Below are 23,580 nucleotides of genomic sequence, written 5' to 3' on the forward strand. Positions count from 1 at the left end.
TGAGTGAAACTCATTTGGGTTGTATGGTTAAGCGACTAAGCGTATACGGTGGATGCCTTGGCAGTCAGAGGCGATGAAGGACGTAGTAACTTGCGAAAAGCGTTGGCGAGCTAGTAACAAGCATTTGAGCTAACGATGTCCGAATGGGGGAACCCAGCAGCATAAGCTGTTATCGCAACATGAATACATAGTGTTGCGAGGCGAACGAGGGGAACTGAAACATCTAAGTACCCTTAGGAAAAGAAATCAACCGAGATTCCCCTAGTAGCGGCGAGCGAACGGGGATTAGCCCTTAAGTCAGTGGGGTGTTAGTGGAATGCGTTGGAAAGCGCAGCGGCACAGGGTGATAGCCCCGTACATGAAAACTAACCATTGATGAAAACGAGTAAGGCGGGACACGTGACATCCTGTTTGAATATGGGGGGACCATCCTCCAAGGCTAAATACTCCTGACTGACCGATAGTGAACCAGTACCGTGAGGGAAAGGCGAAAAGAACCCCTGTGAGGGGAGTGAAATAGAACCTGAAACCGTATACGTACAAGCAGTGGGAGCGGTTCTTGAGACCGTGACTGCGTACCTTTTGTATAATGGGTCAGCGACTTACATTTTGTAGCGAGGTTAAGCGAATAGCGGAGCCGTAGGGAAACCGAGTGTTAACTGCGCGTTTAGTTGCAAGGTGTAGACCCGAAACCCGGTGATCTAGCCATGGGCAGGTTGAAGGTTGAGTAACATCAACTGGAGGACCGAACCGACTAATGTTGAAAAATTAGCGGATGACTTGTGGCTGGGGGTGAAAGGCCAATCAAACCGGGAGATATCTGGTTCTCCTCGAAAGCTATTTAGGTAGCGCCTCGAGCGAATACCATTGGGGGTAGAGCACTGTTAAGGCTAGGGGGTCATCCCGACTTACCAACCCTTTGCAAACTCCGAATACCAATGAGTACTACTCGGGAGACAGACGGCGGGTGCTAACGTCCGTCGTCAAAAGGGAAACAACCCAGACCGTCAGCTAAGGTCCCAAAGTACTAGCTAAGTGGGAAACGATGTGGGAAGGCTTAGACAGCTAGGATGTTGGCTTAGAAGCAGCCATCATTTAAAGAAAGCGTAATAGCTCACTAGTCGAGTCGGCCTGCGCGGAAGATGTAACGGGGCTAAGCTAGTCACCGAAGCTACGGGTGCACAGTTTACTGTGCGCGGTAGAGGAGCGTTCTGTAAGCCGTTGAAGGTGAAGGGGTAACCCACGCTGGAGGTATCAGAAGTGCGAATGCTGACATGAGTAACGATAAAGGGGGTGAAAAACCCCCTCGCCGAAAGACCAAGGGTTCCTGTCCAACGTTAATCGGGGCAGGGTGAGTCGACCCCTAAGGTGAGGCCGAAAGGCGTAATCGATGGGAAACAGATTAATATTTCTGTACTTCCGCTAACTGCGATGGAGAGACGGAGAAGGCTAGGCTAGCGCGGCGTTGGTAGTCCGCGTTTAAGGTGGTAKGTGGTGTTCTTAGGCAAATCCGGGGACACGTACTTWAATGTACACACTGAGAGCTGATGACGAGGTCCTAAGGGACTGAAGTAGTTGATGCCATGCTTCCAGGAAAATCTTCTAAGCTTCAGGTTAGYGGGAATCGTACCCCAAACCGACACAGGTGGTCGGGTAGAGAATACCAAGGCGCTTGAGAGAACTCGGCTGAAGGAACTAGGCAAAATGGTACCGTAACTTCGGGAGAAGGTACGCTCCTGTTGGTGATGAGACTTGCTCTCTAAGCTGACGGGAGTCGCAGATACCAGGTGGCTGCAACTGTTTATCAAAAACACAGCACTGTGCAAACTCGCAAGAGGAAGTATACGGTGTGACGCCTGCCCGGTGCCGGAAGGTTAATTGATTGGGTTATCGCAAGAGAAGCTCATGATCGAAGCCCCGGTAAACGGCGGCCGTAACTATAACGGTCCTAAGGTAGCGAAATTCCTTGTCGGGTAAGTTCCGACCTGCACGAATGGCGTAATGATGGCCACGCTGTCTCCAGCCGAGACTCAGTGAAGTTGAAATTGCGGTGAAGATGCCGTATACCCGCGGCTAGACGGAAAGACCCCGTGAACCTTTACTATAGCTTGGCACTGAACATTGAACCTACATGTGTAGGATAGGTGGGAGACTWTGAAGTTGTGACGCTAGTCATGATGGAGTCGTCCTTGAAATACCACCCTTGTAGTTTTGATGTTCTAACCTAGGTCCCTTATCGGGATTAGGGACAGTGCCTGGTGGGTAGTTTGACTGGGGCGGTCTCCTCCCAAAGAGTAACGGAGGAGCACGAAGGTTGGCTAAGTACGGTCGGACATCGTACGGTTAGTGCAATGGCATAAGCCAGCTTAACTGCGAGACATACACGTCGAGCAGGTACGAAAGTAGGTCATAGTGATCCGGTGGTTCTGAATGGAAGGGCCATCGCTCAACGGATAAAAGGTACTCCGGGGATAACAGGCTGATACCGCCCAAGAGTTCATATCGACGGCGGTGTTTGGCACCTCGATGTCGGCTCATCACATCCTGGGGCTGAAGTCGGTCCCAAGGGTATGGCTGTTCGCCATTTAAAGTGGTACGCGAGCTGGGTTCAGAACGTCGTGAGACAGTTCGGTCCCTATCTGCCGTGGGCGTTGGATGATTGAAGGGAGCTGCTCCTAGTACGAGAGGACCGGAGTGGACGAACCGCTGGTGTTCGGGTTGTCATGCCAATGGCATTGCCCGGTAGCTACGTTCGGAATCGATAACCGCTGAAAGCATCTAAGCGGGAAGCGAGCCCTAAGATGAGTCATCCCTAGGAATTTAATTCCTCTAAAGAGCCGTTCGAGACTAGGACGTTGATAGGCATGGTGTGTAAGCGTTGTGAGGCGTTGAGCTAACATGTACTAATGACTCGAGAGGCTTAACCATACAACCCAGATGGGTTTTACTGCTTGGTGACAATAGCCTTGTGGAACCACCTGATCCCATCCCGAACTCAGAAGTGAAACGCAAACGCGCCGATGGTAGTGTGGGGTCTCCCCATGTGAGAGTAGGTCATCGCCAAGCGCCTAATTATCTCATTGAGATGCAACCAAGCCAGCTGAATAAGCTGGCTTTTTTGCGTCTGTAATTTGTGAAATCCAGCCTAGTGTCTATTCAATTAGTCAGTTTTCCTCCTATTTTTCTCTCCTTAACACTCTCTTTCACTCTTCATGACATCAATAATAAGTAATGGTTGTCGACTATTTGTTCGGTTATTTTGTCAATGCTCCGATTTTGCTACAGCTATCTTAGTTCTCGATCGAGCCTAGCTATTGCTATTAGTTAAGCGGTTACTTACCTTATGTTTTAATTTATTGGGGTAGATAAGGATCTGAGATGAAGTTAGAGATGATTTGCACTGGGGAAGAGGTGTTGGCGGGACAGATTGTTGATACCAACGCCGCTTGGTTTGCCAGTACTATGATGGAGCATGGTGTCGAGATCCAGCGTCGAGTAACCGTCGGCGATCGCCTCGAGGATCTGATTGCTGTTTTCCAAGAACGTAGCTTACATGCCGATGTGATTCTCGTTAATGGTGGTCTCGGGCCGACGAGTGATGATATGTCTGCTTTAGCGATGGCGAAGGCGAAGGGCGAACCATTGGTTGAGAATGCGGAGTGGCGTGAGCGTTTAGAGGAGTGGTTTACCCGTAATAACCGTGAAATGCCTTTAAGTAATCTCAAGCAAGCTATGCTGCCAGCGTCAGCTGTGATGGTTGATAACCCCGTGGGAACCGCTTGTGGTTTTAGAGTTAAGCTTAACCGCGCTTGGTTATTCTTTACACCTGGTGTGCCTTTTGAGCTGAAGCACATGGTTACAGAGCAGTTTGTGCCCTTTATTCGCGAAGAGTTTAACCTTGATGCTAAGGTCTCCTTAAAGAAACTATTGACCATAGGTCAAGGTGAGTCCGCTTTGGCAGATAAGTTAGAACCGCTAGAGCTGCCAGAAGGCATTACTATTGGTTACCGCTCTTCCATGCCGCATATTGAGATTAAGATTTTCGCCCGTGGCGATAAAGCGATTGCAGTATTACCTCGCGTCGCTGGGCACATCAAAATGGTGCTGGGTACTGCGGTTGTCGCGGAAGATAAAGCCACTCTTGCCGAAGAAATTCATTATAAGCTACTTAACTCAGGCTTGACCTTAAGCGTTGCTGAGTCTTGCACTGGCGGCATGATCACCAGTCAGTTAGTTGATTTCCCTGGCAGTTCATCTTACTTACAGCACGGATTAGTGACTTACAGTAATGAATCTAAAGTGCGCGTGTTAGGTGTTAATCCTTCAACCTTAGATGATCATGGTGCTGTCTCTATTGCGACTGTGGAAGAAATGGCTAAGGGGGCAAGGCAAATTTTAGACAGTGACTATGCACTGGCAACCAGTGGAATTGCGGGGCCCGATGGTGGCACAGATGAGAAACCTGTGGGGACTGTGGCGATCGCTTTAGCAACTCGCGGCGGTGTTTATAGTCAGATGATTAAACTACCGAGACGTTCACGGGATCTGGTACGCAGTTTAAGTGCTGCTGTGGCTTACGATATGCTAAGACGTGAGCTTTTAGCTGAAGCTGTGATCGTCGATTATCAGTCGATTGGGCGATTCAGTAAGTAACTCTTATACGGGTATATATCCGTTTATGCCCGCCAACAAAAATGCTCCCGAGGGAGCATTTTAACTTCTACAAAAATGGCAGATTATTTAGTGAACTTAAGCACTAATTTGCCTGGGGCAACTTGAATGCTTTCGGTCATTTTTGCCATCAGTGCTTGGTTACTGTCCTTGGTATCTAGTACATACACAGGCTGGTTTTCTAAGAATTGCCTTAGATAACTCATTACCTGCGGTGTGGCACTGCTAATCGCCTTTTCAATATCCTTGGGCGTTGATTCCACTTTGACTAATTCGAGTTGGCGCAGATAGACACTGTGCGTTGCACTGTCATACCAAGGCTTGGCTTCGAAAGTCGTCGTGAGTTTGGCGCTCAATGGAAAGATTGGATTCTTAATTGAAACTTGAGTTGCGGCACTTACGCTCATAGTGTCAGGTTTTGCACCTAGCTTGACACTGATGTCGTTAATACGCACTTCTGCGCCAACTAACTGATTGCCTTGTTTAATCTCAAAATGGATCTCTTTACTGAGGTACTGCTCCATTTCGTGCTCGCTGATACTGTACTGCGAGACGCAGCCGCCAAGCAGTACAGTCAATCCCAAGCAAATCGTGCGGGAAAGTTTTTTCATTAACCAGTGTTTCTCATTCCCGCTGCCACACCTGCAATGGTCAGCATTAGCGCTAACTGTACATGTTCAGACGCAGGAGTTTCGGTTGTTTCCTTACGTGTCCGCGCTAATAGCTCGGTTTGTAAGAAGTTTAATGGATCGATATACGGATTTCGCAGTTTAACTGATTCGCGATTCCACGGTGTATGCGCCATTAAACTATCCGATTTTGTCAGCTCAAGCACGACTTTAATGCCCAGATCTAAGCGTTGGCGCAAGGTTTCGCCTAAGTGATGCAAGTCCTTAGGTACTAAACAGGTTTCGTAGTAGCGGGCCAAATTAGGTTCCGCCTTGGCGTAGACCATTTCTAGCATTGAAATGCGAGTGCTGAAGAAGGGCCATTCCCGCTCCATATCTTGCAGTAAGCTCATCTCACCACGTTCACTGGCGGCTTGTAGTGCTTCACCTGCGCCGAGCCATGCGGGTAACATCAAACGGTTTTGCGACCAGGCAAAGATCCACGGAATGGCTCGCAGACTTTCGATCCCACCATCGACACGACGTTTGGCAGGGCGGCTGCCGAGTGGTAGTTTTCCTAATTCCACTTCTGGCGTTGCCGCGCGGAAATAAGCCACAAAATCAGGTTCATCACGCACTATGCCACGGTAAGCACCCACTGATTCTTCTGCGATACGTTGCATGCAATTGCGCCATTCTTGCTTCGGCTCTGGCGGTGGTAACAGGGTTGCTTCCAATACGGCCGAGGTATACAGGGCCAAGCTTTGAACCGCGAGTTTTGGTAAGCCAAACTTGAAGCGGATCATCTCGCCCTGCTCAGTCACGCGAATGCGGCCATCTACCGAACCTGGTGGTTGGGATAGAATCGCTTTGTGTGCAGGACCGCCCCCGCGACCAATGCTGCCACCACGGCCATGGAATAATGTGAGCTTGACGCCTGCTTGTTTACAGACCGCCACTAACTGCTCTTGAGCGTAATACTGAGCCCAAGCCGCCGCCATGACACCGGCATCTTTAGCAGAGTCAGAGTAACCAATCATGACTTCTTGCATGCCTTTGGTATAGCCACGATACCAGTCGATATCGAGCAAATCGGTAATACAGGCCGCGGCGTTGTTTAAGTCACTTAAGGTTTCAAATAGCGGTACCACACGCATTGGGTGCGAACAGCCCGTTTCTTTGAGTAACAGTAAAACCGTTAAGACATCCGATGGTTTACCTGCCATCGAAATCACATATGATCCGAGTGCTTTTGCCGGATGTTTAGCAATCAAACGACAGGTATTAAGCACTTCGGCCACATCGGCCGAGGGTTGCCAGTTACTTGGGATCAGTGGACGACGGTTGCTGAGTTCACGTAATAAGAAGGCTTGCTTCTCGGTTTCATCCCAATGATTGAAATCACCCATGCCGAGATAGCGAGTTAACTCGGCGAGCACATCGCTGTGACGGCTGGCATCTTGGCGAATGTCGAGTCTGAGCATGTGAATGCCAAAACAGGCGAGGCGACGGAGAATGTCGAGCAATAAACCGTTGGCAATTAAGCGCATACCGCAGTCGGTCAAACTCTTATAAAGCATTTCTAACGGTGCTTTGAGATCGCTTTCTTGCCAAATCAGGCTCGACTTATCGACTTCAGGATTGTGGCCTTCGATGCGCGCATTTAAATAATCTATGGTGTCACGCAGTCTTTGACGAATAGATCGCAGCACGTGGCGGTAAGGTTCGCAGCTGTTATTGGTATAAGCCTTTAACTCATCATTGGCTTCTTCCATCGACAGTTCACCGACCAGCAGCACGATATCTTTTAAGAATAATCTGGCGGCAGCATGGCGGTTACGATCGAGCACCTCTTGGGTGACTTTGGCAGTTACAAACGGGTTGCCGTCGCGATCGCCGCCCATCCAGCTTGAAAAGCGCACTGGCGCGATATCAATCGGTAATTGCTGCCCTGTGCGTTGCTGCACTCGATCGTTAAGTTGTCTTAAGAAGTCAGGCACCGCATGCCAGAGTGACTCTTCAATGGTGGATAATCCCCAGCGGGCTTCATCCACTGGGGTGGGGCGCTCGCGGCGGATCTCATTGGTGTGCCATATTTGTGCGATTAATTGGCGTAGGCGCAGATTGATCTGTTGACGTTCTCTATCCGACAGTTGGTCGTTTTCTTGCTCTGTTAAGCAGTCGACAATGGCGGCGTATTTTTGGATCAGGGTACGACGGGAAATTTCAGTGGGGTGCGCTGTTAGCACCAGATCGATATCCAGTGTTTTTAGACAGTCGAGCATTTTAGCTTGGTCGACACGACCATTGAGCATGCGGCCTAGGAGTTGTTCCACTGGGTCTGGTACGCAGACAAGTTCGTCGCAATTACGACTGATAGTATGAAATTGCTCGGATAAGTTAGCTAAGTTAAGAAATTGGTTAAAAGCTTTTGCAAAAGGGACTAATTCTTCGTCTGGCAAAGCTGTCAGTAACTCGAGCATTTGCTCTCTGGCGGCTTGATCGCCTCGGCGTGAGTCTTTGGCAAGCTTACGGATCTGTTCAACCTTCTCAAGAAAAGAGTCCCCAAGATGGGTACGCATAGTATCGCCAAGGATTTGGCCTAACATACTCACGTTCGATCTTAATGACGCATACATATCTGTCATATTGTCTGCCATGGTTACTGACATAGTTACTCCGAATAGAAAAACATGAAAATTCCGCTGTGCATTTAGCCCGTTAGCACAATACCTATCACTTGGGGCTATGGTCAACAGCAGAACTTATAACTTATACGACTGGCTTATCCGATATGCAACCAATCACGGTATTTGATGAAGAATATTCAATAGAAATGCGAAGTCACGCAATATTTTTTGATGATTAGTGCAAGTGAATATGAAGTGCATCATTTTATGCTTTGCAGACATGTATCTTAGCTGTTAATGAAAAGGACTGATTTGGCTCATATTGACCCTGGATAACTGAGTTATTAACGAGTTAGCTGAGTGGGCGGCGTGTTTTCGATATCCCAGTTTGAGCTTAAAATATGAAAATAAATTAAAAATATATATTCACATATATTGCATAAGTAGATCTTTGTGGTAGTCTAGCCATCAGTTGAGATGAGTCACCCCCTGTGACCTGTAGAGTGAATATCATGATGCACAGCATTAACCTGACAGTGAATAAAATAACAACCTATTACGATTTCCTGCGACGATAGTCTTGTCATCATAGATATGCGCGGTTGCGTGTAAGCTATTCATCTACTCTTTAAGTTTCTTTGATTCGGTTAATAAGACAAAAAACATGAAAAATATCGCCATTATTGGTGCCAGTGGTTACACAGGCGCGCAACTGACCGCTTTAATCCATGCAGAAGCAGATCTGACGATTCAGGGTTTGTATGTTTCTGAAAACAGTTTAGATAAAGGTAAACCTTTAGCGGATTTGTATCCTAGCTACAGCCATATCGCATTAACGCTGTCGCCATTGTCCGATGAAGCTAAGGCAAAAATCGTTGCCGAAGCCGATGCTGTGGTGCTCGCGACTGAGCACTCGGTGAGCCTGCATTTAGCGGCTTGGTTTTATAGCCAAGGGTTAGCGGTATTCGATTTAAGCGGTGCCTATCGTTTCAGTGATGTGGCGCAATATCCGAAGTGGTATGGCTTTGAGCATGAATATCCTGAAGTTTTAGCCAAAGCCGTGTATGGCCTTGCCGAATGGAATGCTAAAGAAATCGCTGCGACTAAGATGATTGCCGTGCCAGGTTGTTACCCGACCGCATCATTGACAGCGTTAAAGCCGCTAGTGAGTTTACTGACATCGGCTTATCCGGTTATCAATGCCGTGAGCGGCGTAACAGGGGCGGGCCGTAAAGCGCAGTTACACACCAGTTTTTGTGAAGTGAGCCTGACACCTTACGGCGTATTAGGCCATAGACATCAACCCGAGATCGCCACTCAACTTGGCCAAGAAGTGATATTTACCCCGCACCTTGGCAACTTTAAGCGTGGCATTTTAGCGACCATTACTGTGCAGCTAAAACCAGACACTACGACTGCCGATGTGGCAGCGGCCTATAGTGTATATGACCAGGCGCCATTGGTAACCGTAAAGCACAATCAGTTCCCGAAAGTGGACGATGTGGTGCTGACACCTAACTGTCACTTAGGTTGGAAGTTTGATGAGAATAGTGGTTACTTAGTGGTAGCCAGTGCCATCGATAACTTGATGAAAGGTGCTGCCAGCCAAGCGCTGCAATGCATAAAGATTCATTTTAACCTTTAATTGTTCATCCTTATTTAAGAGAGTCGTCAAGATGTCTACAAACAACTCAGTATTAGTGCTTAAAGTGGGCGGCGCGCTGCTGCAATGTGAAATGGGGATGGCGCGATTGATGGATACGGCTGCGGCTATGTTAGCCAATGGTCAGCAAGTGTTGATGGTGCATGGCGGCGGCTGTCTGGTGGATGAGCAGCTAGCAGCGAATGGTATGGAAACCGTCAAGTTAGAAGGTTTGCGTGTGACTCCGCCTGAGCAAATGCCGATTATTGCCGGCGCACTTGCGGGTACTTCGAACAAAATTCTTCAAGGCGCAGCGACTAAGGCTGGCATTGTGAGTGTGGGCATGAGCCTCGCCGATGGCAATACTGTTTCGGCTAAGATTAAAGATGAGCGTTTAGGCCTAGTGGGCGAAGTCACGCCAAACGATGGCACTTATCTTAAGTTTATCCTCGAGCAAGGTTGGATGCCGATTTGTAGCTCCATCGCCATGATGGACGATGGCCAAATGCTTAACGTTAATGCAGACCAAGCGGCGACGGCATTAGCCAAATTAGTGGGCGGCAAGTTAGTGCTGCTGTCGGATGTTTCTGGGGTGCTCGATGGTAAAGGCCAGCTCATCCATAGTTTAAATGGCAAGCAGATAGCAGACCTTGTTAAGCAAGGTGTGATCGAAAAGGGAATGAAGGTCAAAGTTGAAGCTGCGCTCGAAGTAGCACAGTGGATGGGGCAGGCGGTACAAGTTGCCTCGTGGCGTGATGCAAGCCAATTAATCGCATTAGCAAAAGGTGAAGCCGTAGGAACACAAATCCAACCATAAGTGGAGTAGGTTATGAAGCATTTACTATCGATAAAAGACTTAACCCAGCAGCAGTTACAGGATCTAATTGCCTTGGCAAAAACGATTAAAGCCAATCCGGCTGAGTATCGTCATGCGCTGGATGGCAAGAGTGTGGTGATGTTATTTGAAAAGCCCTCACTCAGAACACGCGTTAGCTTTGATATCGGTATTAATAAGCTCGGTGGCCACTGTTTATACCTAGACCAGCAAAATGGTGAACTGGGAAAACGGGAATCGGTTGCTGACTTTGCTTCTAACCTGTCATGTTGGGCCGACGCAATTGTGGCGAGAACCTATTCACACACCACTATCGAACAATTAGCCGAGTTCGGCTCAGTGCCCGTGATCAATGCGCTGTCGGATCTTTATCATCCTTGCCAAGCCTTAGCTGACTTTTTAACACTGGCAGAGCAGTTTGAGGATGTCAGTAAAGCTAAATTAGCTTATGTTGGTGATGGTAATAATGTCACTAACTCGCTGATGTACTGTGCGGCTATTCTCGGTGCCACCATGACAGTGATCTGCCCTGCGGGTCACTTTCCTGATGGCTACGTAGTGGCAGAAGTGCAAGAGCTCGCCAAACGATATGGCGGCAAGATAGTGCTGACTTCAGATATCGATGCGATTGAAGGTCACGACGCTATTTATACTGATACTTGGATTTCAATGGGCGATCCAACGCCTTTGTCGGATATCAAAGCGAAGTTTGCACCATACCAAGTAAACAAAGCTCTGATGGCGAAAGCGGGCGCTAACTTTTTTATGCATTGTTTGCCCGCCCACCGTGGTGTAGAAGTAACAGATGAAGTGATGGACGGTGCAGGATCCTTAATTCTGCAACAAGCCGAAAATCGGATGCATGCCCAAAATGCGGTACTGGTAACCTTATTTAGTTAAATTAACCCTGTTTAGCAGCCTGTTTTCTCCTAGGTGAGAAACGAGTCATAGGAATTTAAGATGTCTATCGAGATAAAAAATACTGGCGTGAAAAAAGTGGTTTTAGCCTATTCAGGTGGTCTAGATACCTCGGCCATTATTCCTTGGTTAAAAGAAAACTACGATAACTGCGAAATCATCGCATTCTGCGCCGACGTTGGCCAAGGCGAAGAAGAGCTGGTTGGCTTGACTGAAAAAGCTTTAGCTTCAGGTGCTTCTGAATGTCATATCGTCGATCTAAAAGAAGAATTCGTTAAAGACTATATTTACCCAACGATTGCGAGCGGTGCGATTTACGAAGGCACTTATTTACTCGGTACGTCAATGGCGCGTCCTATTATTGCCAAAGCGCAGGTTGAAGTGGCTCGTAAAGTGGGCGCCGATGCTCTGTGTCACGGTTGTACCGGCAAAGGTAACGACCAAGTGCGTTTCGAAGGTTGCTTCGCCGCATTAGCACCTGATTTAAAAGTGATTGCACCATGGCGTGAATGGACTATGCAGAGCCGTGAAGATCTGCTGGCCTATTTAGCTGAACGTGACATCAAGACGTCAGCGTCAGCGACTAAAATCTATAGCCGTGATGCCAACGCTTTCCATATTTCCCATGAAGGTGGTGAGTTAGAAGATCCATGGAACGAGCCAAGCAAAGGCGTATGGACACTGACTGCCGATCCTGAAGATGCACCGAACAAGCCTGAATATGTGTCGCTAGAAGTAGAACATGGCCGTATTACTAAAGTGAATGGTGAAGCCCTAACGCCTTATGCTGCACTGATGACATTAAACGCGATTGCTGCGCCACACGGTGTGGGTCGTATCGACATCACTGAAAACCGTTTAGTCGGCATGAAGTCTCGTGGCTGTTATGAAACACCCGGCGGCACTGTGATGTTCGCAGCACTACGTGCGATTGAAGAGCTTGTACTCGACAAGACTAGCCGTAACTGGCGTGAGCAAGTCGCCGCACAAATGGCGCATTTAGTGTATGACGGCCGTTGGTTCACACCACTGTGTAAGTCACTGTTGGCAGCATCTGAGTCATTGGCTGAGTCAGTTAATGGTGAAGTTGTGGTAAAACTCTATAAAGGCCAAGCGAGCGCAGTGAAGAAACGTTCACCCAACAGCTTGTACTCTGAAGCGTTTGCCACCTTCGGTGAAGATCAAGTTTACGATCAAAAGCATGCAGAAGGCTTTATCCGCCTGTACTCATTAGCGAGCCGCATCCGCGCACTCAACGCTAATGACGTTAAGGGTAAGTAATAGGTCGTGTAAAAGGGCGCCTAGCGCCCTTTTTTGTTTTTAGGTTTTGATTTAGTTTTTGATTCAGATGAGTCGATTTTAAATAAGCAGTGAGTAAGGGGAGTTAGCATGGCTTTATGGGGGGGAAGATTTCAGGGCGAAACGAGCGCGCTATTCAAATTATTCAACGATTCGTTGCCTGTGGATTATCGCTTGTTCGAACAGGATGTGGTCGGCTCCATTGCTTGGGCGGATGCGATTGCCAGCGTGGGAATTATCACAGCCACAGAATGCAGTGACTTGAAAAAAGCGCTTAATGACTTACTGGTGGAAGTACAGGGCGATCCGGCGATTATTCTCGCCTCGGGCGCTGAAGATATTCACAGTTTCGTCGAGTCGGCCTTGATTGCCAAAGTGGGCGATCTCGGTAAGAAATTGCACACCGGTCGTAGCCGTAACGATCAAGTTGCCACCGATTTAAAGCTTTGGTGTCAATCCGAAGGCAAAGCATTACTCGCGCGCCTTCAAGGTTTACATGCTGAATTACTGGCGTTGGCTGAGCGTGAATTTGATGCGGTAATGCCGGGTTATACTCACTTGCAGCGCGCGCAACCTGTGACATTTGGCCACTGGTGTTTAGCGTATGTGGAAATGACTGAGCGGGATATCAGCCGTTTAAGCGATGCGTTAACCCGCGCTAATACCTGTCCTTTAGGTTCTGGAGCATTAGCAGGCACAGCTTATAAGATGGATCGACATGCTCTGGCCGCGGCGCTGAATTTTGCCTCGCCAACGCTGAATAGCTTAGATAGCGTATCAGACAGAGATCACGTGGTAGAGCTTTGTTCAACCGCATCGATCAGCATGATGCACTTAAGCCGTATGGCTGAAGATTTGATTTTCTTTAACTCAGGTGAAGCGAACTTTATTTCCCTGAGTGATGAAGTGACTTCGGGTTCATCCCTGATGCCACAGAAGAAAAATCCTGATGCATTAGAGCTTATCCGTGGTAAAACGGGCCGGGTTTATGGCAGCTTAGTGGGCATTCTCACGACGATGAAAGCGCTGCCTTTGGCGTACAACAAAGATATGCAGGAAGATAAAGAAGGCCTGTTTGACGTGGTCGATAGCTGGGCAATTTGCCTCGATATGGCGGCGTTAGTGTTGTCAGGTTTGAAGGTCAATCGTCCTAATGCACTGTTAGCCGCACAGCAAGGTTATGCAAATTCTACTGAGCTTGCTGATTATCTCGTGTCTAAAGGTATGCCTTTCCGTGAGGCGCACCATGTTGTGGGTGAAGTCGTGGTTGCTGCGATAGCGAAGCAAATTCCGCTCGAGGATTTCTCCTTGGCCGAATTAAAAACTTTTGCCGCTATCATTGAAGATGATGTCTATCCAAATCTGACTATTGAAGCTTGTTTAGCGAAACGTGACGTGCTCGGTGGTACTGCATTGCCACAAATTCAGCAGGCGATTGCGGCCAAGAAAGTACGTTAGCGAGTTATTCAAATCCACAATTCAAGCCAATAAAAAACGCGACATTAGGTCGCGTTTTTTATTGGGCCACAATTAGTGGTAATGACTTTTTAGCATTTGTTTATTGGAATAAATCATCGGTTGGTGCATCGATGAATAAATTGTTTTCATCCTGAGTTTCGCTGATGTATTCCTTCGGCTCTGTACCTGAAATAAAGTACTCGAACGCACTGGTATAGTCGGTTTTACGGGTCAGTTTACCCGTCGCTAAATCGATGCGTACCGAAACTATGCCTTCTGGTGGAATCGAGGTTGTTTCAGGTGTGCCTTGTAAGACACTGTTCATAAACTCGTTCCAGCCCGGACCAGCTGTTTTCGCACCCGCTTCGGCGCCAGTTATCTGATCTTTTTCGCCGTTTGCATTCCATGCGGTTCTACCCAGTTGGCGACCGTGATCGTCGAAACCGACCCAGAAGGTGCTAGTGATGACTGGGCTAAAACCACTGAACCAAGTGTCGCGCGATTCGTTGGTAGTACCCGTTTTACCTGCAATATCATGGCGCTTAATCAATTTTGCCGCGCGCCAAGCCGTACCTTGCCAACCCGTGCCTTTACTCCAATCGCCGCCGCCCCAGATCACGCTCTTCAGTGCTTCGGTAATGAGGAATGCCGTTTGCTCTGAAATAATTTGCGGAGCGTAGCGACCAGTTTGTTCGAAACACTGCGCAACGGGGGCACTAGGTTCAGCACTAGAGTCTCCACTTACGCTGAACGCCATAGGATCGCTCGGTGTAACTGGTTGGCTAAGACTTTGGCTAGGCTTACAGGCCAATGTAGGGTTCGCTTTTTCGATAACATTGCCGTAAGCATCTTCTACGCGATCAATATAGAAAGGTTCGAGTAAGAAACCGCCATTAGCAAATACGTTAAATGCAGTAACTACTTGCAATGGCGTGACTGAAGACGAACCTAATGCAATCGATTCGTTGCGAGGTAAGTCGTTAGGATCAAAACCAAATTCAACAAGTTGAGCAATGGTTTCGTCGAGTCCGACATGTCGCATTGCACGCACAGACATAACGTTAATAGATTGCGCTAAACCCACACGTAAACGAGTGGGGCCGCCATAGATATCGGGTGAGTTTTTAGGGCGCCATGCAGTGCCTTGGCTGATATCAGGTTTATTAATTGGCGCATTGTCTATGAGGGTCGCTAAGGTAAAGCCTTTCTCTAATGCTGCGGCATAGATGAAAGGTTTAATATTCGAACCTAATTGACGTTTCGCTTGAGTCACTCGGTTGTATTGGCTTTGGCTAAAGCTATAACCACCAACTAAAGTGCGAATAGCACCATTTTTGGGGTCGAGTGATACTGTTGCGCTGGCGACTTCTGGTACTTGCGATAGTTGCAAATATTGGCCGTTATCACGGATCCAAATACGCTCGCCGACCTTGAGCATGTCAGAAGCTGATTTCGGTACACTGCCTTGACGCTTATCAGTAATAAACTTACGTGCCCACTTCAATCCATCCCAAGTAATGACTTTAGTTTCGCCTTTGGCGGTCATTATACTGGCTTGCTGATCTGCAATGCTGATGACTGCGGCGGGTTGCAATTCTTGTACTGAAGCAATCTTGGCTAGTTCAGTTTTGATTTGAGCAGGCTCAGGTTTTTCGTCCGTCCACAATACGGCAGCAGGACCACGGTAGCCATGGCGTTCATCATAGGCATAGACGTTATTACGCAGTGCCTGTTGAGCTTTAAGTTGTAGATCCGATGAGATAGTCGTATAGACGTTGTAGCCATTGGTATAGGCCTCTTCTTCACCGTACTTCTGTACCATGTAATCCCGAGCCATTTCAGAAATATAAGGGGCATAGAGATCAATTTCAGCGCCATGATATCTGGCCACCAATGGCTCTTGTAGTGCCGCTTGGTATTCGGTTTGGCTGATGTAGCCGACTTCATTCATCCGCATAAGGACGACATTACGGCGAGCCAATGCACGCGAAGGTGACGTGATTGGATTGAGTGTAGAGGGCGCCTTGGGTAGGCCTGCAATAACGGCCAGTTCAGATAAGCTGAGTTCCTGCACGTTTTTACCGAAATACACTTGCGCAGCAGCCCCAACACCGTAGGCCCGTTGGCCTAAGTAAATGCGGTTTACGTAGAGCTCTAAAATTTCATCTTTGGTGAGTAACTCTTCAATATGATAGGAGATAAAAATCTCCTTCACTTTACGAATAATAGTCTTATCGCGGGTTAAGAAGAAGTTACGTGCGACCTGCATGGTAATCGTACTCGCACCTTGCTTTTTCTCGCCAGTGGTCAACATCACTAATGCAGCGCGAAGCACGCCAACAGGATCTATACCACCATGTTCATAAAAGCGGGCATCTTCGGTTGCGATAAACGCCTGTAGCAGAGGTTTTGGCACTTCGTCTAACGTTAGTGGAATGCGACGTTTCTCACCGAATTGAGAAATAAGTTTGCCGTCACTACTGTAAATACGTAAAGGTGTTTGAAGTTGCACATTTTTTAGTGTTGAAACATCCGGTAAATCCGGCAAAACATAAAAGTATGCTGCCACAATGGCGCCTACGCCCAAAAGGGCTAGACTGAATAGTGCTATAACAATACGTTTTAACCACTTCACCAAAATTTATCCTAATGTTCTGTTAAGTGCGACAGTATATAAGGCGCACACGTCTTGGTGAAGTAAAAACGTGAGACTCACAAAATAGCATTTGTAAAATGATGAAACATTCGATACAAGTAAGTATAACAAGTTGATTTTGTGCTAATCTCTTTTACTGAAATATAAATAAAAAAGTGACAATGGATATGCTTTCAAATTTATGGAAGCGTCAGGCTCCGCAGATGGTGGGAATCGATATCGGTTCCCATGAAGTTAAGGCCATTTTGTTGAGTAAGACTGCTGACGGATACAAAATATTGAGTCATGCCGCGGTACCCATTAAGAAGGGGGCCGTTAACGATCATGATATTCGTGATGCTGATGCCGTTGTTGAATGCCTTAAGCAAATAAAACGTAGCCTGCCTAAATCCGTTAAATATGCCGCTGTTTCTGTTTCGGGTTCTGCTGTGATGACGAAAGTGATCTACATGGATGCCTCCCTTAGTGAGGAAGAAATGGAGGCACAGATAGAAATTGAAGCCGATAACCTTATTCCGTATTCACTCGATGAAGTTAGCATAGATTTTGAAACGCTAAACGTAAACAGTACCGATCCTACTAAAGTTGATGTGCTGTTGAGCGCATGCCGCACTGATAATATTGATGTCAGAGTCGATGCGCTGGATAGCGTGGAACTTGAGGCTAAAGTGGTGGATGTTGAAGGTTACGCTTTAGGTCGAGCTGCCGAGTTAATTCTGGCTCAGCTTCCAGAAGGAGCGAAACATAAAGCCGTCGCTATGGTTGATATCGGCGCGAATATGACGACTTTCTCTGTGGTTGAATCGGGTGAGACGACTTTTATTCGTGAGCAAGCTTTCGGTGGTGAGCAATTTACTCAGTCAATATTATCCTTCTATGGCATGTCTTATGATCAAGCTGAGAAAGCAAAGATTGAAGGCGACTTACCACGAAATTATATGTTTGAAGTTTTGTCACCTTTTCAAACTCAGCTATTACAACAAATAAAACGTACGCTGCAGATTTATTGCACTTCCAGCGGTAAAGATAAAGTCGACTACCTCGTATTATGCGGTGGGACATCTAAATTAGAAGGTATGGCTAATTTACTGACGAATGAATTGGGTGTTCACACTATTATCGCCGATCCTTTTCAAGGGTGTTTGCATGCCGATGAGTCTGTTAAAAGTGCGCTGCAACCTACAATCAGCAAATATATGGTTGCTTGTGGCTTAGCATTGAGGAGTTACGGTCAATGGCGAACATAAACCTACTCCCTTGGCGAGAAGAGGCGAGAGAAAAACAAAAGCGCGACTATATTGGTATTTTAGCGGCAGTATTTTTAGCGTCGGCGATTTTAGTCTATGTCGCAGTCTCTTTATTAGATGTTATGACAGATGAGCAAAAAGCACGTAACGCTTATTTGCAATCGGAAATCAGTCTGCTTGAAACACAAATTTCTGAGATCAAGAAAATTACTGAACGTAAGAAAGATATTGAGCGGCGTACAGAAATTATTCTTAATCTACAGCAATCCCGTAATTTGCCTACTCACGTGTTAGATGAGCTTGTTCGAATTGTACCTCCAGGAATATATCTATCTAGCCTAGAGAAAAAGGGCAGTTTGTTGCTGATTGAAGGGCGTAGTGAATCGAACAATAACGTCGCCAACATGATGCGAAAAGTGAAAACTTCCGAATGGTTAACCGATCCTAATATGCAATCGATCGTGACCCAAAATGAAGAGTTACGGCAATTACAGCGTTTTAGTTTGAGAGTCACTATTAAAGGCGCGAGTGTAGATGAGCCTGAGAAAATGACAAAAGGAGCGAGTAAATGAAACTCGATCTAAGTCAATTTAATGATATCGACTTTGAAAATATTGGTGGTTGGCCAAATCAAGTTAAAACCTTTTTCGCGATCCTTTTAGCACTCTGTGTTTTTGCTGCGGGATATTTCTTGGTCGTCTCCGATTCGGTAGATATTTATACCGCAGAGCAAGATAAAGAAGTGCAGCTCAGAGATGATTTCAAGAATAAGTATCAACTTGCGGCAAATTTAAAACTCTACCGAGAGCAGCTAGCGACGATGGAAGTGCAGTTTGCAGAGTTACTGAAGATGCTGCCCTCTGAAAATGAAATGCCAGGTTTGCTAGACGATTTAACTTTTGTCGCTACGGATGCAGGACTCAAAATTAATAGTTTGAATTGGGAGGCCGAAATTCAGCGGGATTTCTATATTGAGTTTCCAATTAAAATGTCTGTGACGGGAGATTACCATCAGCTAGGTAGTATGGTGAGTGGTGTCGCTAAGCTGCCGCGTATCGTTAGCCTCCATGATTTCACCATTAAGCGAGATGAAGCCGGCAACTTAGCAATGGATATCTTAGCCAAGACATACCGCTTTAAAGAAGGGGCTGAATTACCGCCAGAAAAACCTGCTAATAAGGGGAAGAAATAATGAAATTCTTACCTTTGTTAGCCTTGAGTCTTTTTTTAATGGGTTGTGTTGGCGATCGTAGTGATTTAGAGCTATTTGTTACTACAACCAAAGCGCAACACGTTGCTCATATTCCGCCCTTGAAAGAGCCGCCAAGATTTGAGCATTTTGCCTATCAAGCCGAATTAATGCGTAGCCCTTTTGTACCACCTTCGCGTGAGTTAACGGAAGAAGTTGTTGATACCAGCAAAGATTGTTTACAACCGGACTTAAAGCGTCGAAAAGGACGATTAGAAACTTATCCTTTAGATAATTTAAAAATGCGTGGCACCTTAAGTGAAGCCGATACAACTTGGGCGTTAGTTGAAACAAATGACGGCAGTGTTTATCGGATGGGCGTTGGTGAGTATTTAGGTCTGTTTAATGGACGCATTTCTAAAGTTACTTCACAAAATGTCGAAGTAGTAGAATTAATTCCAGATGGTTCAGGTTGTTGGTCCGAAAGGACGAGCAATTTAGAACTTTCTGGAGAATAACGAGCGAAGGATGAGGGAATAATGAAATCTTCTGCCGCGATAAAAGTCCCGTTAATTTCTTCAGGCTTAATCAAGTCTGTTATTGGGATCGCATTGGTATTTGGAATTTTGCCATCGAGTTATGCTGCAAACCGATTAATGGATGTTAAGTACCATGCCTTGGTTGACCACCAGTTAGAGCTAGAGTTGGTATTTGAAGAAGCGGTCACTCCGCCAGTTATTGACTCTAATGCCTCGCCTGCAGAGCTCGTATTAACCTTTGATAATAGTATTTCTGGTTTATCTAAGGATCGCTTACCCATTAATCAAGTCGGTGTAACTGACATGATGACTGAGCAGCAAGATACTCGTCTTAAAGTCACCTTAGGTATGTCCAAAGTGAAACCTTACCAAGGTTCAGTCATGGGCAACTCATATCGACTCACTATTAATGATGAGGTTGCAGGCGCTCAGACTCAGGCAGAAAATCCCTTCGTTAATAGCATTAAAAATATCGATTTTCGTCGTAATGAAAATGGTGGCGGTGAGTTATTGGTCTATTTGAATAACCGCTCTGTTGCCGTTAACGTTGAGCAAGTGGGCGCTAAACTCGAAGTTAAGTTATATAACACTGATATTAATAGTGATCTGCTTTATGTTATGGATGTGAAAGATTTTTCAACGCCAGTAAAAAGCTTCGAGACATTTAAAGAAGATCTAACAACGCGCATTTTAGTTGATATTGCTGGTGAATATGAGTTCAGTTATAAGCAAGAGGATAATCTCTTTAGACTCTCTATGAATAAAGTTGAGAGAGTTGCCGCCAAGAAAGATGTTAAAAAATACAATGGCCGTACTTTATCGCTTAACTTTCAAAATATCCCTGTACGTACTGTTTTGCAGATCATTGCTGACTATAACAATTTTAACTTAGTCACGAGTGATACTGTTGAAGGCAACATCACCTTGAGGTTGGACGATGTGCCCTGGGACCAAGCATTAGATTTGATTCTACAAACCAAAGGCCTAGATAAGCGTATCGAAGGCAACATCTTAATGGTGGCACCGAGCGAAGAGTTGGCTATTCGTGAAAGCCAAAATCTCAAAAATAGGCAAGAAGTTAAAGAGTTAGCACCTTTGTATTCTGAGTACTTGCAAATTAACTATGCCAAAGCGATCGACATTGCTGAGCTGCTGAAAAGCGCAGATTCTAGCTTACTATCGCCACGCGGCTCAGTTGCGGTCGATGAACGTACCAACACTGTACTCGTGAAAGATACGGCAGAAACGATTGAGAACATCCATCGTTTAGTCGAAGTACTCGATATCCCTATTCGTCAAGTACTGATCGAGTCACGTATGGTAACGGTCAAAGATGATGTCTCTGAAGACTTAGGCATACGTTGGGGCGTAACGGATCAGCAGGGCAGTAAGGGAACCTCTGGTACATTAGAAGGTGCTCAGAGTATTGCCAACGGCATCATTCCAACTCCAGACCAACGTTTAAACGTTAATTTGCCTGCGGCAGTGACCAATCCAACAAGTATCGCATTCCACGTTGCTAAGTTGGCAGATGGTACTATTCTTGATTTGGAATTGAGTGCGTTAGAGCAAGAAAATAAGGGTGAAATTATCGCCAGCCCTCGTATTACCACCTCTAACCAAAAGGCGGCTTATATTGAGCAGGGTGTGGAGATCCCTTATGTGCAGTCGACTTCAAGCGGTGCAACCTCGGTCACTTTTAAGAAAGCCGTGTTGTCCTTGCGAGTTACACCACAAATTACACCTGATAACCGCGTTATTTTAGATTTGGAAATCACCCAAGACTCTCAGGGCAAGACGGTTGACACACCAACGGGCCCCGCTGTCGCCATCGATACCCAGCGTATTGGCACTCAAGTGCTAGTTGATAACGGTGAAACCATAGTCCTTGGTGGTATTTATCAGCAAAACTTGATCAGCCGTGTGAGTAAAGTCCCTATTCTCGGTGACATTCCCTTAGTCGGTTTCCTGTTTAGGAACACAACAGACAAAAATGAGCGCCAAGAGCTACTTATTTTCGTAACCCCCAAAATAGTCGGTGAGAAGATCTAAGCACTTGCTATGTATCGACTAAAGCCAGCAGTGATTGCTGGCTTTATTATTACTGGAATACAATTCTTTGCATAAATAGCGCACATGGCTTGCCATAGTAGACCCTAAGCTGAGATAATCCTCGGTCAAGTCTCATAAGAGCAAGGTAACATATAGGTCGGCTTGATGTTGAGTCGATATAGGCATACTTTTCAATAAGATTCAGACGTACAAGAAATGGCTGAAAAACGTAATATTTTTCTGGTAGGCCCTATGGGCGCAGGTAAAAGCACAATTGGTCGCCATCTGGCGCAAATGCTGCATTTAGAATTCCACGATTCGGATCAAGAGATTGAACAACGCACAGGCGCTGATATTGCTTGGGTGTTTGACGTCGAAGGTGAAGAAGGCTTCCGTCGTCGTGAAGCTCAGGTTATTGCTGATTTGTCTGAGAAACAAGGTATCGTCCTTGCCACCGGTGGTGGTTCAGTACAAAGCAAAGATATCCGTAATCATCTGTCTGCTCGTGGCATTGTGGTTTACCTGGAAACCACTATCGACAAACAGGTTGCTCGTACTCAAAGAGACAAGCGACGCCCATTATTGCAAGTGGATGATCCTCGAGAAGTGTTGGAGAATCTTGCAGAGATCCGTAATCCATTGTACGAAGAAATTGCCGATGTGATTGTCAAAACCGATGATCAAAGCGCAAAGATCGTCGCAAATCAGATCATTGAGCAATTAGGTTTTTAGGCAGAATTTATGAAGCAAATTCAGGTTGATTTAGGTGTACGTAGTTATCCCATTTACATTGGCCAGAATTTGATGAGTGATGGCGAGACTTTGTCTCGCTACCTGCTTAAAAAACGTATTCTTATCGTCACCAATGAAACTGTCGCGCCTTTGTATCTTAAACAGATACAAGAGACGATGGCTTCGTTTGGTGAGGTAGAGAGTGTTATCCTTCCCGATGGCGAACAATTCAAAGACTTAGCACATCTAGATACTATTTTTACTGCACTGCTGCAGCAAAACTATGGTCGAGATTCTGTGCTGGTGGCTTTGGGTGGCGGCGTGATTGGTGATATGACGGGCTTTGCCGCGGCATGTTATCAACGTGGGATCGATTTTATTCAAATTCCGACAACTTTATTGTCGCAGGTGGATTCTTCCGTCGGCGGTAAAACGGCTGTTAACCATCCTCTTGGTAAAAACATGATTGGGGCCTTTTATCAGCCACAAATCGTGCTTATCGATACTTTATGTTTACATACGCTTCCAGCGCGCGAGTTTGCGGCGGGAATGGCGGAAGTCATCAAGTATGGCATCATGTGGGATGCTGATTTTTTTCAATGGCTTGAAGATAATGTAACGGCGCTAAAAACCTTAGATGCCGAAGCATTAGTTTATGCTATCTCTCGTTGCTGTGAGATTAAAGCCGATGTTGTTAGCCAAGATGAAACTGAGCAGGGCGTGCGTGCTTTGTTGAATCTGGGTCATACCTTTGGTCACGCGATTGAAGCCGAAATGGGCTACGGTAATTGGCTACATGGTGAAGCCGTGTCAGCTGGCACAGTCCTTGCTGCTAAAACAGCTAAGGCACTGGGGCTTATAGATGAGTCAATAGTTTGTCGTATCATACAGTTACTACAAGCTTTTGATCTTCCAGTGAGTGCGCCGGAATCTATGGATTTCGACAGTTTCATTCAACATATGCGACGCGATAAAAAAGTTTTAGGTGGTCAGATTCGACTGGTGCTCCCAACGGCAATAGGCCGCGCGGATGTGTTTAGTCAAGTCACAGAATCTACCCTTGAACAGGTTATTCGCTGCGCATAAAAACTGTGTGGTGGGCGA

General features: G+C 46.4%; 16 protein-coding genes and 2 rRNA genes. 15 read left to right on the forward strand and 3 right to left on the reverse strand.

Annotated features, from left to right (window positions below; genetic code table 11):
* The first annotated feature begins 25 nt into the window (after window positions 1-25).
* From L5M18_RS09990 to L5M18_RS10000, 3 genes are all read left to right on the forward strand, one after another.
* Window positions 26-2,928, forward strand: a 23S ribosomal RNA gene (locus L5M18_RS09990).
* Window positions 2,929-2,950: 22 nt separating this feature from the next.
* A 5S ribosomal RNA gene (gene rrf / locus L5M18_RS09995) occupies window positions 2,951-3,066 on the forward strand.
* A 312-nt stretch (window positions 3,067-3,378) separates the two neighbouring features.
* A complete protein-coding gene (locus L5M18_RS10000) occupies window positions 3,379-4,653 on the forward strand; it encodes a CinA family nicotinamide mononucleotide deamidase-related protein (RefSeq protein WP_263196796.1) in 1,275 nt (424 codons plus the stop codon).
* 83 nt (window positions 4,654-4,736) lie between these two features.
* Here the strand turns inward: L5M18_RS10000 and L5M18_RS10005 are convergent, their stop codons facing one another.
* Together L5M18_RS10005 and ppc are read right to left on the reverse strand one after the other, a co-directional pair.
* The gene (locus L5M18_RS10005) at window positions 4,737-5,282 is read right to left on the reverse strand and encodes a DUF1439 domain-containing protein (protein WP_263196797.1); all 546 of its coding nucleotides are present in this window, start codon (window positions 5,280-5,282) and stop codon (window positions 4,737-4,739) included.
* The gene (gene ppc, locus L5M18_RS10010; RefSeq protein ID WP_263196799.1) at window positions 5,282-7,951 is read right to left on the reverse strand and encodes a phosphoenolpyruvate carboxylase; all 2,670 of its coding nucleotides are present in this window, start codon (window positions 7,949-7,951) and stop codon (window positions 5,282-5,284) included. Before ppc ends, L5M18_RS10005 begins: the two co-directional genes overlap by 1 nt.
* A 622-nt stretch (window positions 7,952-8,573) precedes the next feature.
* Here ppc and argC point away from each other — a divergent pair.
* From argC to argH, 5 genes are all read left to right on the forward strand, one after another.
* Complete coding sequence (gene argC, locus L5M18_RS10015; protein WP_263196800.1) at window positions 8,574-9,554, forward strand: N-acetyl-gamma-glutamyl-phosphate reductase; 981 nt, start codon at window positions 8,574-8,576, stop codon at window positions 9,552-9,554.
* A gap of 31 nt (window positions 9,555-9,585) precedes the next feature.
* Entirely contained in the window at window positions 9,586-10,368 is a 783-nt protein-coding gene (gene argB / locus L5M18_RS10020) for an acetylglutamate kinase (RefSeq protein ID WP_212601371.1), read from the forward strand.
* Between the two features lie 12 nt (window positions 10,369-10,380).
* Entirely contained in the window at window positions 10,381-11,286 is a 906-nt protein-coding gene (locus L5M18_RS10025) for an ornithine carbamoyltransferase (protein ID WP_105250543.1), read from the forward strand.
* A 60-nt stretch (window positions 11,287-11,346) separates the two neighbouring features.
* Complete coding sequence (locus tag L5M18_RS10030; RefSeq protein ID WP_168826067.1) at window positions 11,347-12,585, forward strand: argininosuccinate synthase; 1,239 nt, start codon at window positions 11,347-11,349, stop codon at window positions 12,583-12,585.
* 108 nt (window positions 12,586-12,693) lie between these two features.
* Entirely contained in the window at window positions 12,694-14,061 is a 1,368-nt protein-coding gene (argH, locus tag L5M18_RS10035) for an argininosuccinate lyase (protein WP_263196802.1), read from the forward strand.
* 100 nt (window positions 14,062-14,161) lie between these two features.
* Here the strand turns inward: argH and L5M18_RS10040 are convergent, their stop codons facing one another.
* Window positions 14,162-16,696, reverse strand: a complete 2,535-nt coding sequence (locus tag L5M18_RS10040; RefSeq protein WP_263196803.1) for a penicillin-binding protein 1A — start codon at window positions 16,694-16,696, stop codon at window positions 14,162-14,164.
* Window positions 16,697-16,884: 188 nt separating this feature from the next.
* Between L5M18_RS10040 and L5M18_RS10045 the strand changes: the two genes are divergently transcribed.
* The 7 genes from L5M18_RS10045 (at window position 16,885) to aroB (ending at window position 23,562) form a co-directional block, all read left to right on the forward strand.
* Window positions 16,885-17,964: a pilus assembly protein PilM gene (locus tag L5M18_RS10045; RefSeq protein ID WP_105253014.1), complete on the forward strand. Its 1,080-nt coding sequence runs from the start codon at window positions 16,885-16,887 to the stop codon at window positions 17,962-17,964.
* Window positions 17,952-18,536: a PilN domain-containing protein gene (locus L5M18_RS10050; RefSeq protein ID WP_105250539.1), complete on the forward strand. Its 585-nt coding sequence runs from the start codon at window positions 17,952-17,954 to the stop codon at window positions 18,534-18,536. Before L5M18_RS10045 ends, L5M18_RS10050 begins: the two co-directional genes overlap by 13 nt.
* Complete coding sequence (locus L5M18_RS10055; protein ID WP_173496129.1) at window positions 18,533-19,156, forward strand: type 4a pilus biogenesis protein PilO; 624 nt, start codon at window positions 18,533-18,535, stop codon at window positions 19,154-19,156. The genes L5M18_RS10050 and L5M18_RS10055 overlap by 4 nt, the downstream gene beginning before the upstream one ends.
* Complete coding sequence (locus L5M18_RS10060) at window positions 19,156-19,671, forward strand: pilus assembly protein PilP (protein WP_105250537.1); 516 nt, start codon at window positions 19,156-19,158, stop codon at window positions 19,669-19,671. Before L5M18_RS10055 ends, L5M18_RS10060 begins: the two co-directional genes overlap by 1 nt.
* 21 nt (window positions 19,672-19,692) lie before the next feature.
* Entirely contained in the window at window positions 19,693-21,744 is a 2,052-nt protein-coding gene (locus tag L5M18_RS10065) for a type IV pilus secretin PilQ (RefSeq protein ID WP_113941458.1), read from the forward strand.
* Window positions 21,745-21,960: 216 nt separating this feature from the next.
* Window positions 21,961-22,476 carry a shikimate kinase AroK gene (gene aroK / locus L5M18_RS10070; RefSeq protein ID WP_006083542.1) on the forward strand — a complete coding sequence of 172 codons (516 nt, stop codon included), beginning with the start codon at window positions 21,961-21,963 and terminating at the stop codon, window positions 22,474-22,476.
* A 9-nt stretch (window positions 22,477-22,485) separates the two neighbouring features.
* The gene (gene aroB / locus L5M18_RS10075; RefSeq protein WP_113941457.1) at window positions 22,486-23,562 is read left to right on the forward strand and encodes a 3-dehydroquinate synthase; all 1,077 of its coding nucleotides are present in this window, start codon (window positions 22,486-22,488) and stop codon (window positions 23,560-23,562) included.
* Window positions 23,563-23,580: the final 18 nt, after the last annotated feature.

This window comes from Shewanella sp. SM20 (genome assembly GCF_025654545.1).
Classification (GTDB): domain Bacteria; phylum Pseudomonadota; class Gammaproteobacteria; order Enterobacterales; family Shewanellaceae; genus Shewanella; species Shewanella oncorhynchi.

Bases quoted from the DNA above. Each gene is read 5' to 3' on its own strand.
- L5M18_RS10000 (WP_263196796.1), top strand. From the start codon at position 3,379: ATGAAGTTAGAGATGATTTGCACTGGGGAAGAGGTGTTGGCGGGACAG.
- L5M18_RS10005 (WP_263196797.1), bottom strand. From the start codon at position 5,282: ATGAAAAAACTTTCCCGCACGATTTGCTTGGGATTGACTGTACTGCTT.
- ppc (WP_263196799.1), bottom strand. From the start codon at position 7,951: ATGTCAGTAACCATGGCAGACAATATGACAGATATGTATGCGTCATTA.
- argC (WP_263196800.1), top strand. From the start codon at position 8,574: ATGAAAAATATCGCCATTATTGGTGCCAGTGGTTACACAGGCGCGCAA.
- argB (WP_212601371.1), top strand. From the start codon at position 9,586: ATGTCTACAAACAACTCAGTATTAGTGCTTAAAGTGGGCGGCGCGCTG.
- L5M18_RS10025 (WP_105250543.1), top strand. From the start codon at position 10,381: ATGAAGCATTTACTATCGATAAAAGACTTAACCCAGCAGCAGTTACAG.
- L5M18_RS10030 (WP_168826067.1), top strand. From the start codon at position 11,347: ATGTCTATCGAGATAAAAAATACTGGCGTGAAAAAAGTGGTTTTAGCC.
- argH (WP_263196802.1), top strand. From the start codon at position 12,694: ATGGCTTTATGGGGGGGAAGATTTCAGGGCGAAACGAGCGCGCTATTC.
- L5M18_RS10045 (WP_105253014.1), top strand. From the start codon at position 16,885: ATGCTTTCAAATTTATGGAAGCGTCAGGCTCCGCAGATGGTGGGAATC.
- L5M18_RS10050 (WP_105250539.1), top strand. From the start codon at position 17,952: ATGGCGAACATAAACCTACTCCCTTGGCGAGAAGAGGCGAGAGAAAAA.
- L5M18_RS10055 (WP_173496129.1), top strand. From the start codon at position 18,533: ATGAAACTCGATCTAAGTCAATTTAATGATATCGACTTTGAAAATATT.
- L5M18_RS10060 (WP_105250537.1), top strand. From the start codon at position 19,156: ATGAAATTCTTACCTTTGTTAGCCTTGAGTCTTTTTTTAATGGGTTGT.
- L5M18_RS10065 (WP_113941458.1), top strand. From the start codon at position 19,693: ATGAAATCTTCTGCCGCGATAAAAGTCCCGTTAATTTCTTCAGGCTTA.
- aroK (WP_006083542.1), top strand. From the start codon at position 21,961: ATGGCTGAAAAACGTAATATTTTTCTGGTAGGCCCTATGGGCGCAGGT.
- aroB (WP_113941457.1), top strand. From the start codon at position 22,486: ATGAAGCAAATTCAGGTTGATTTAGGTGTACGTAGTTATCCCATTTAC.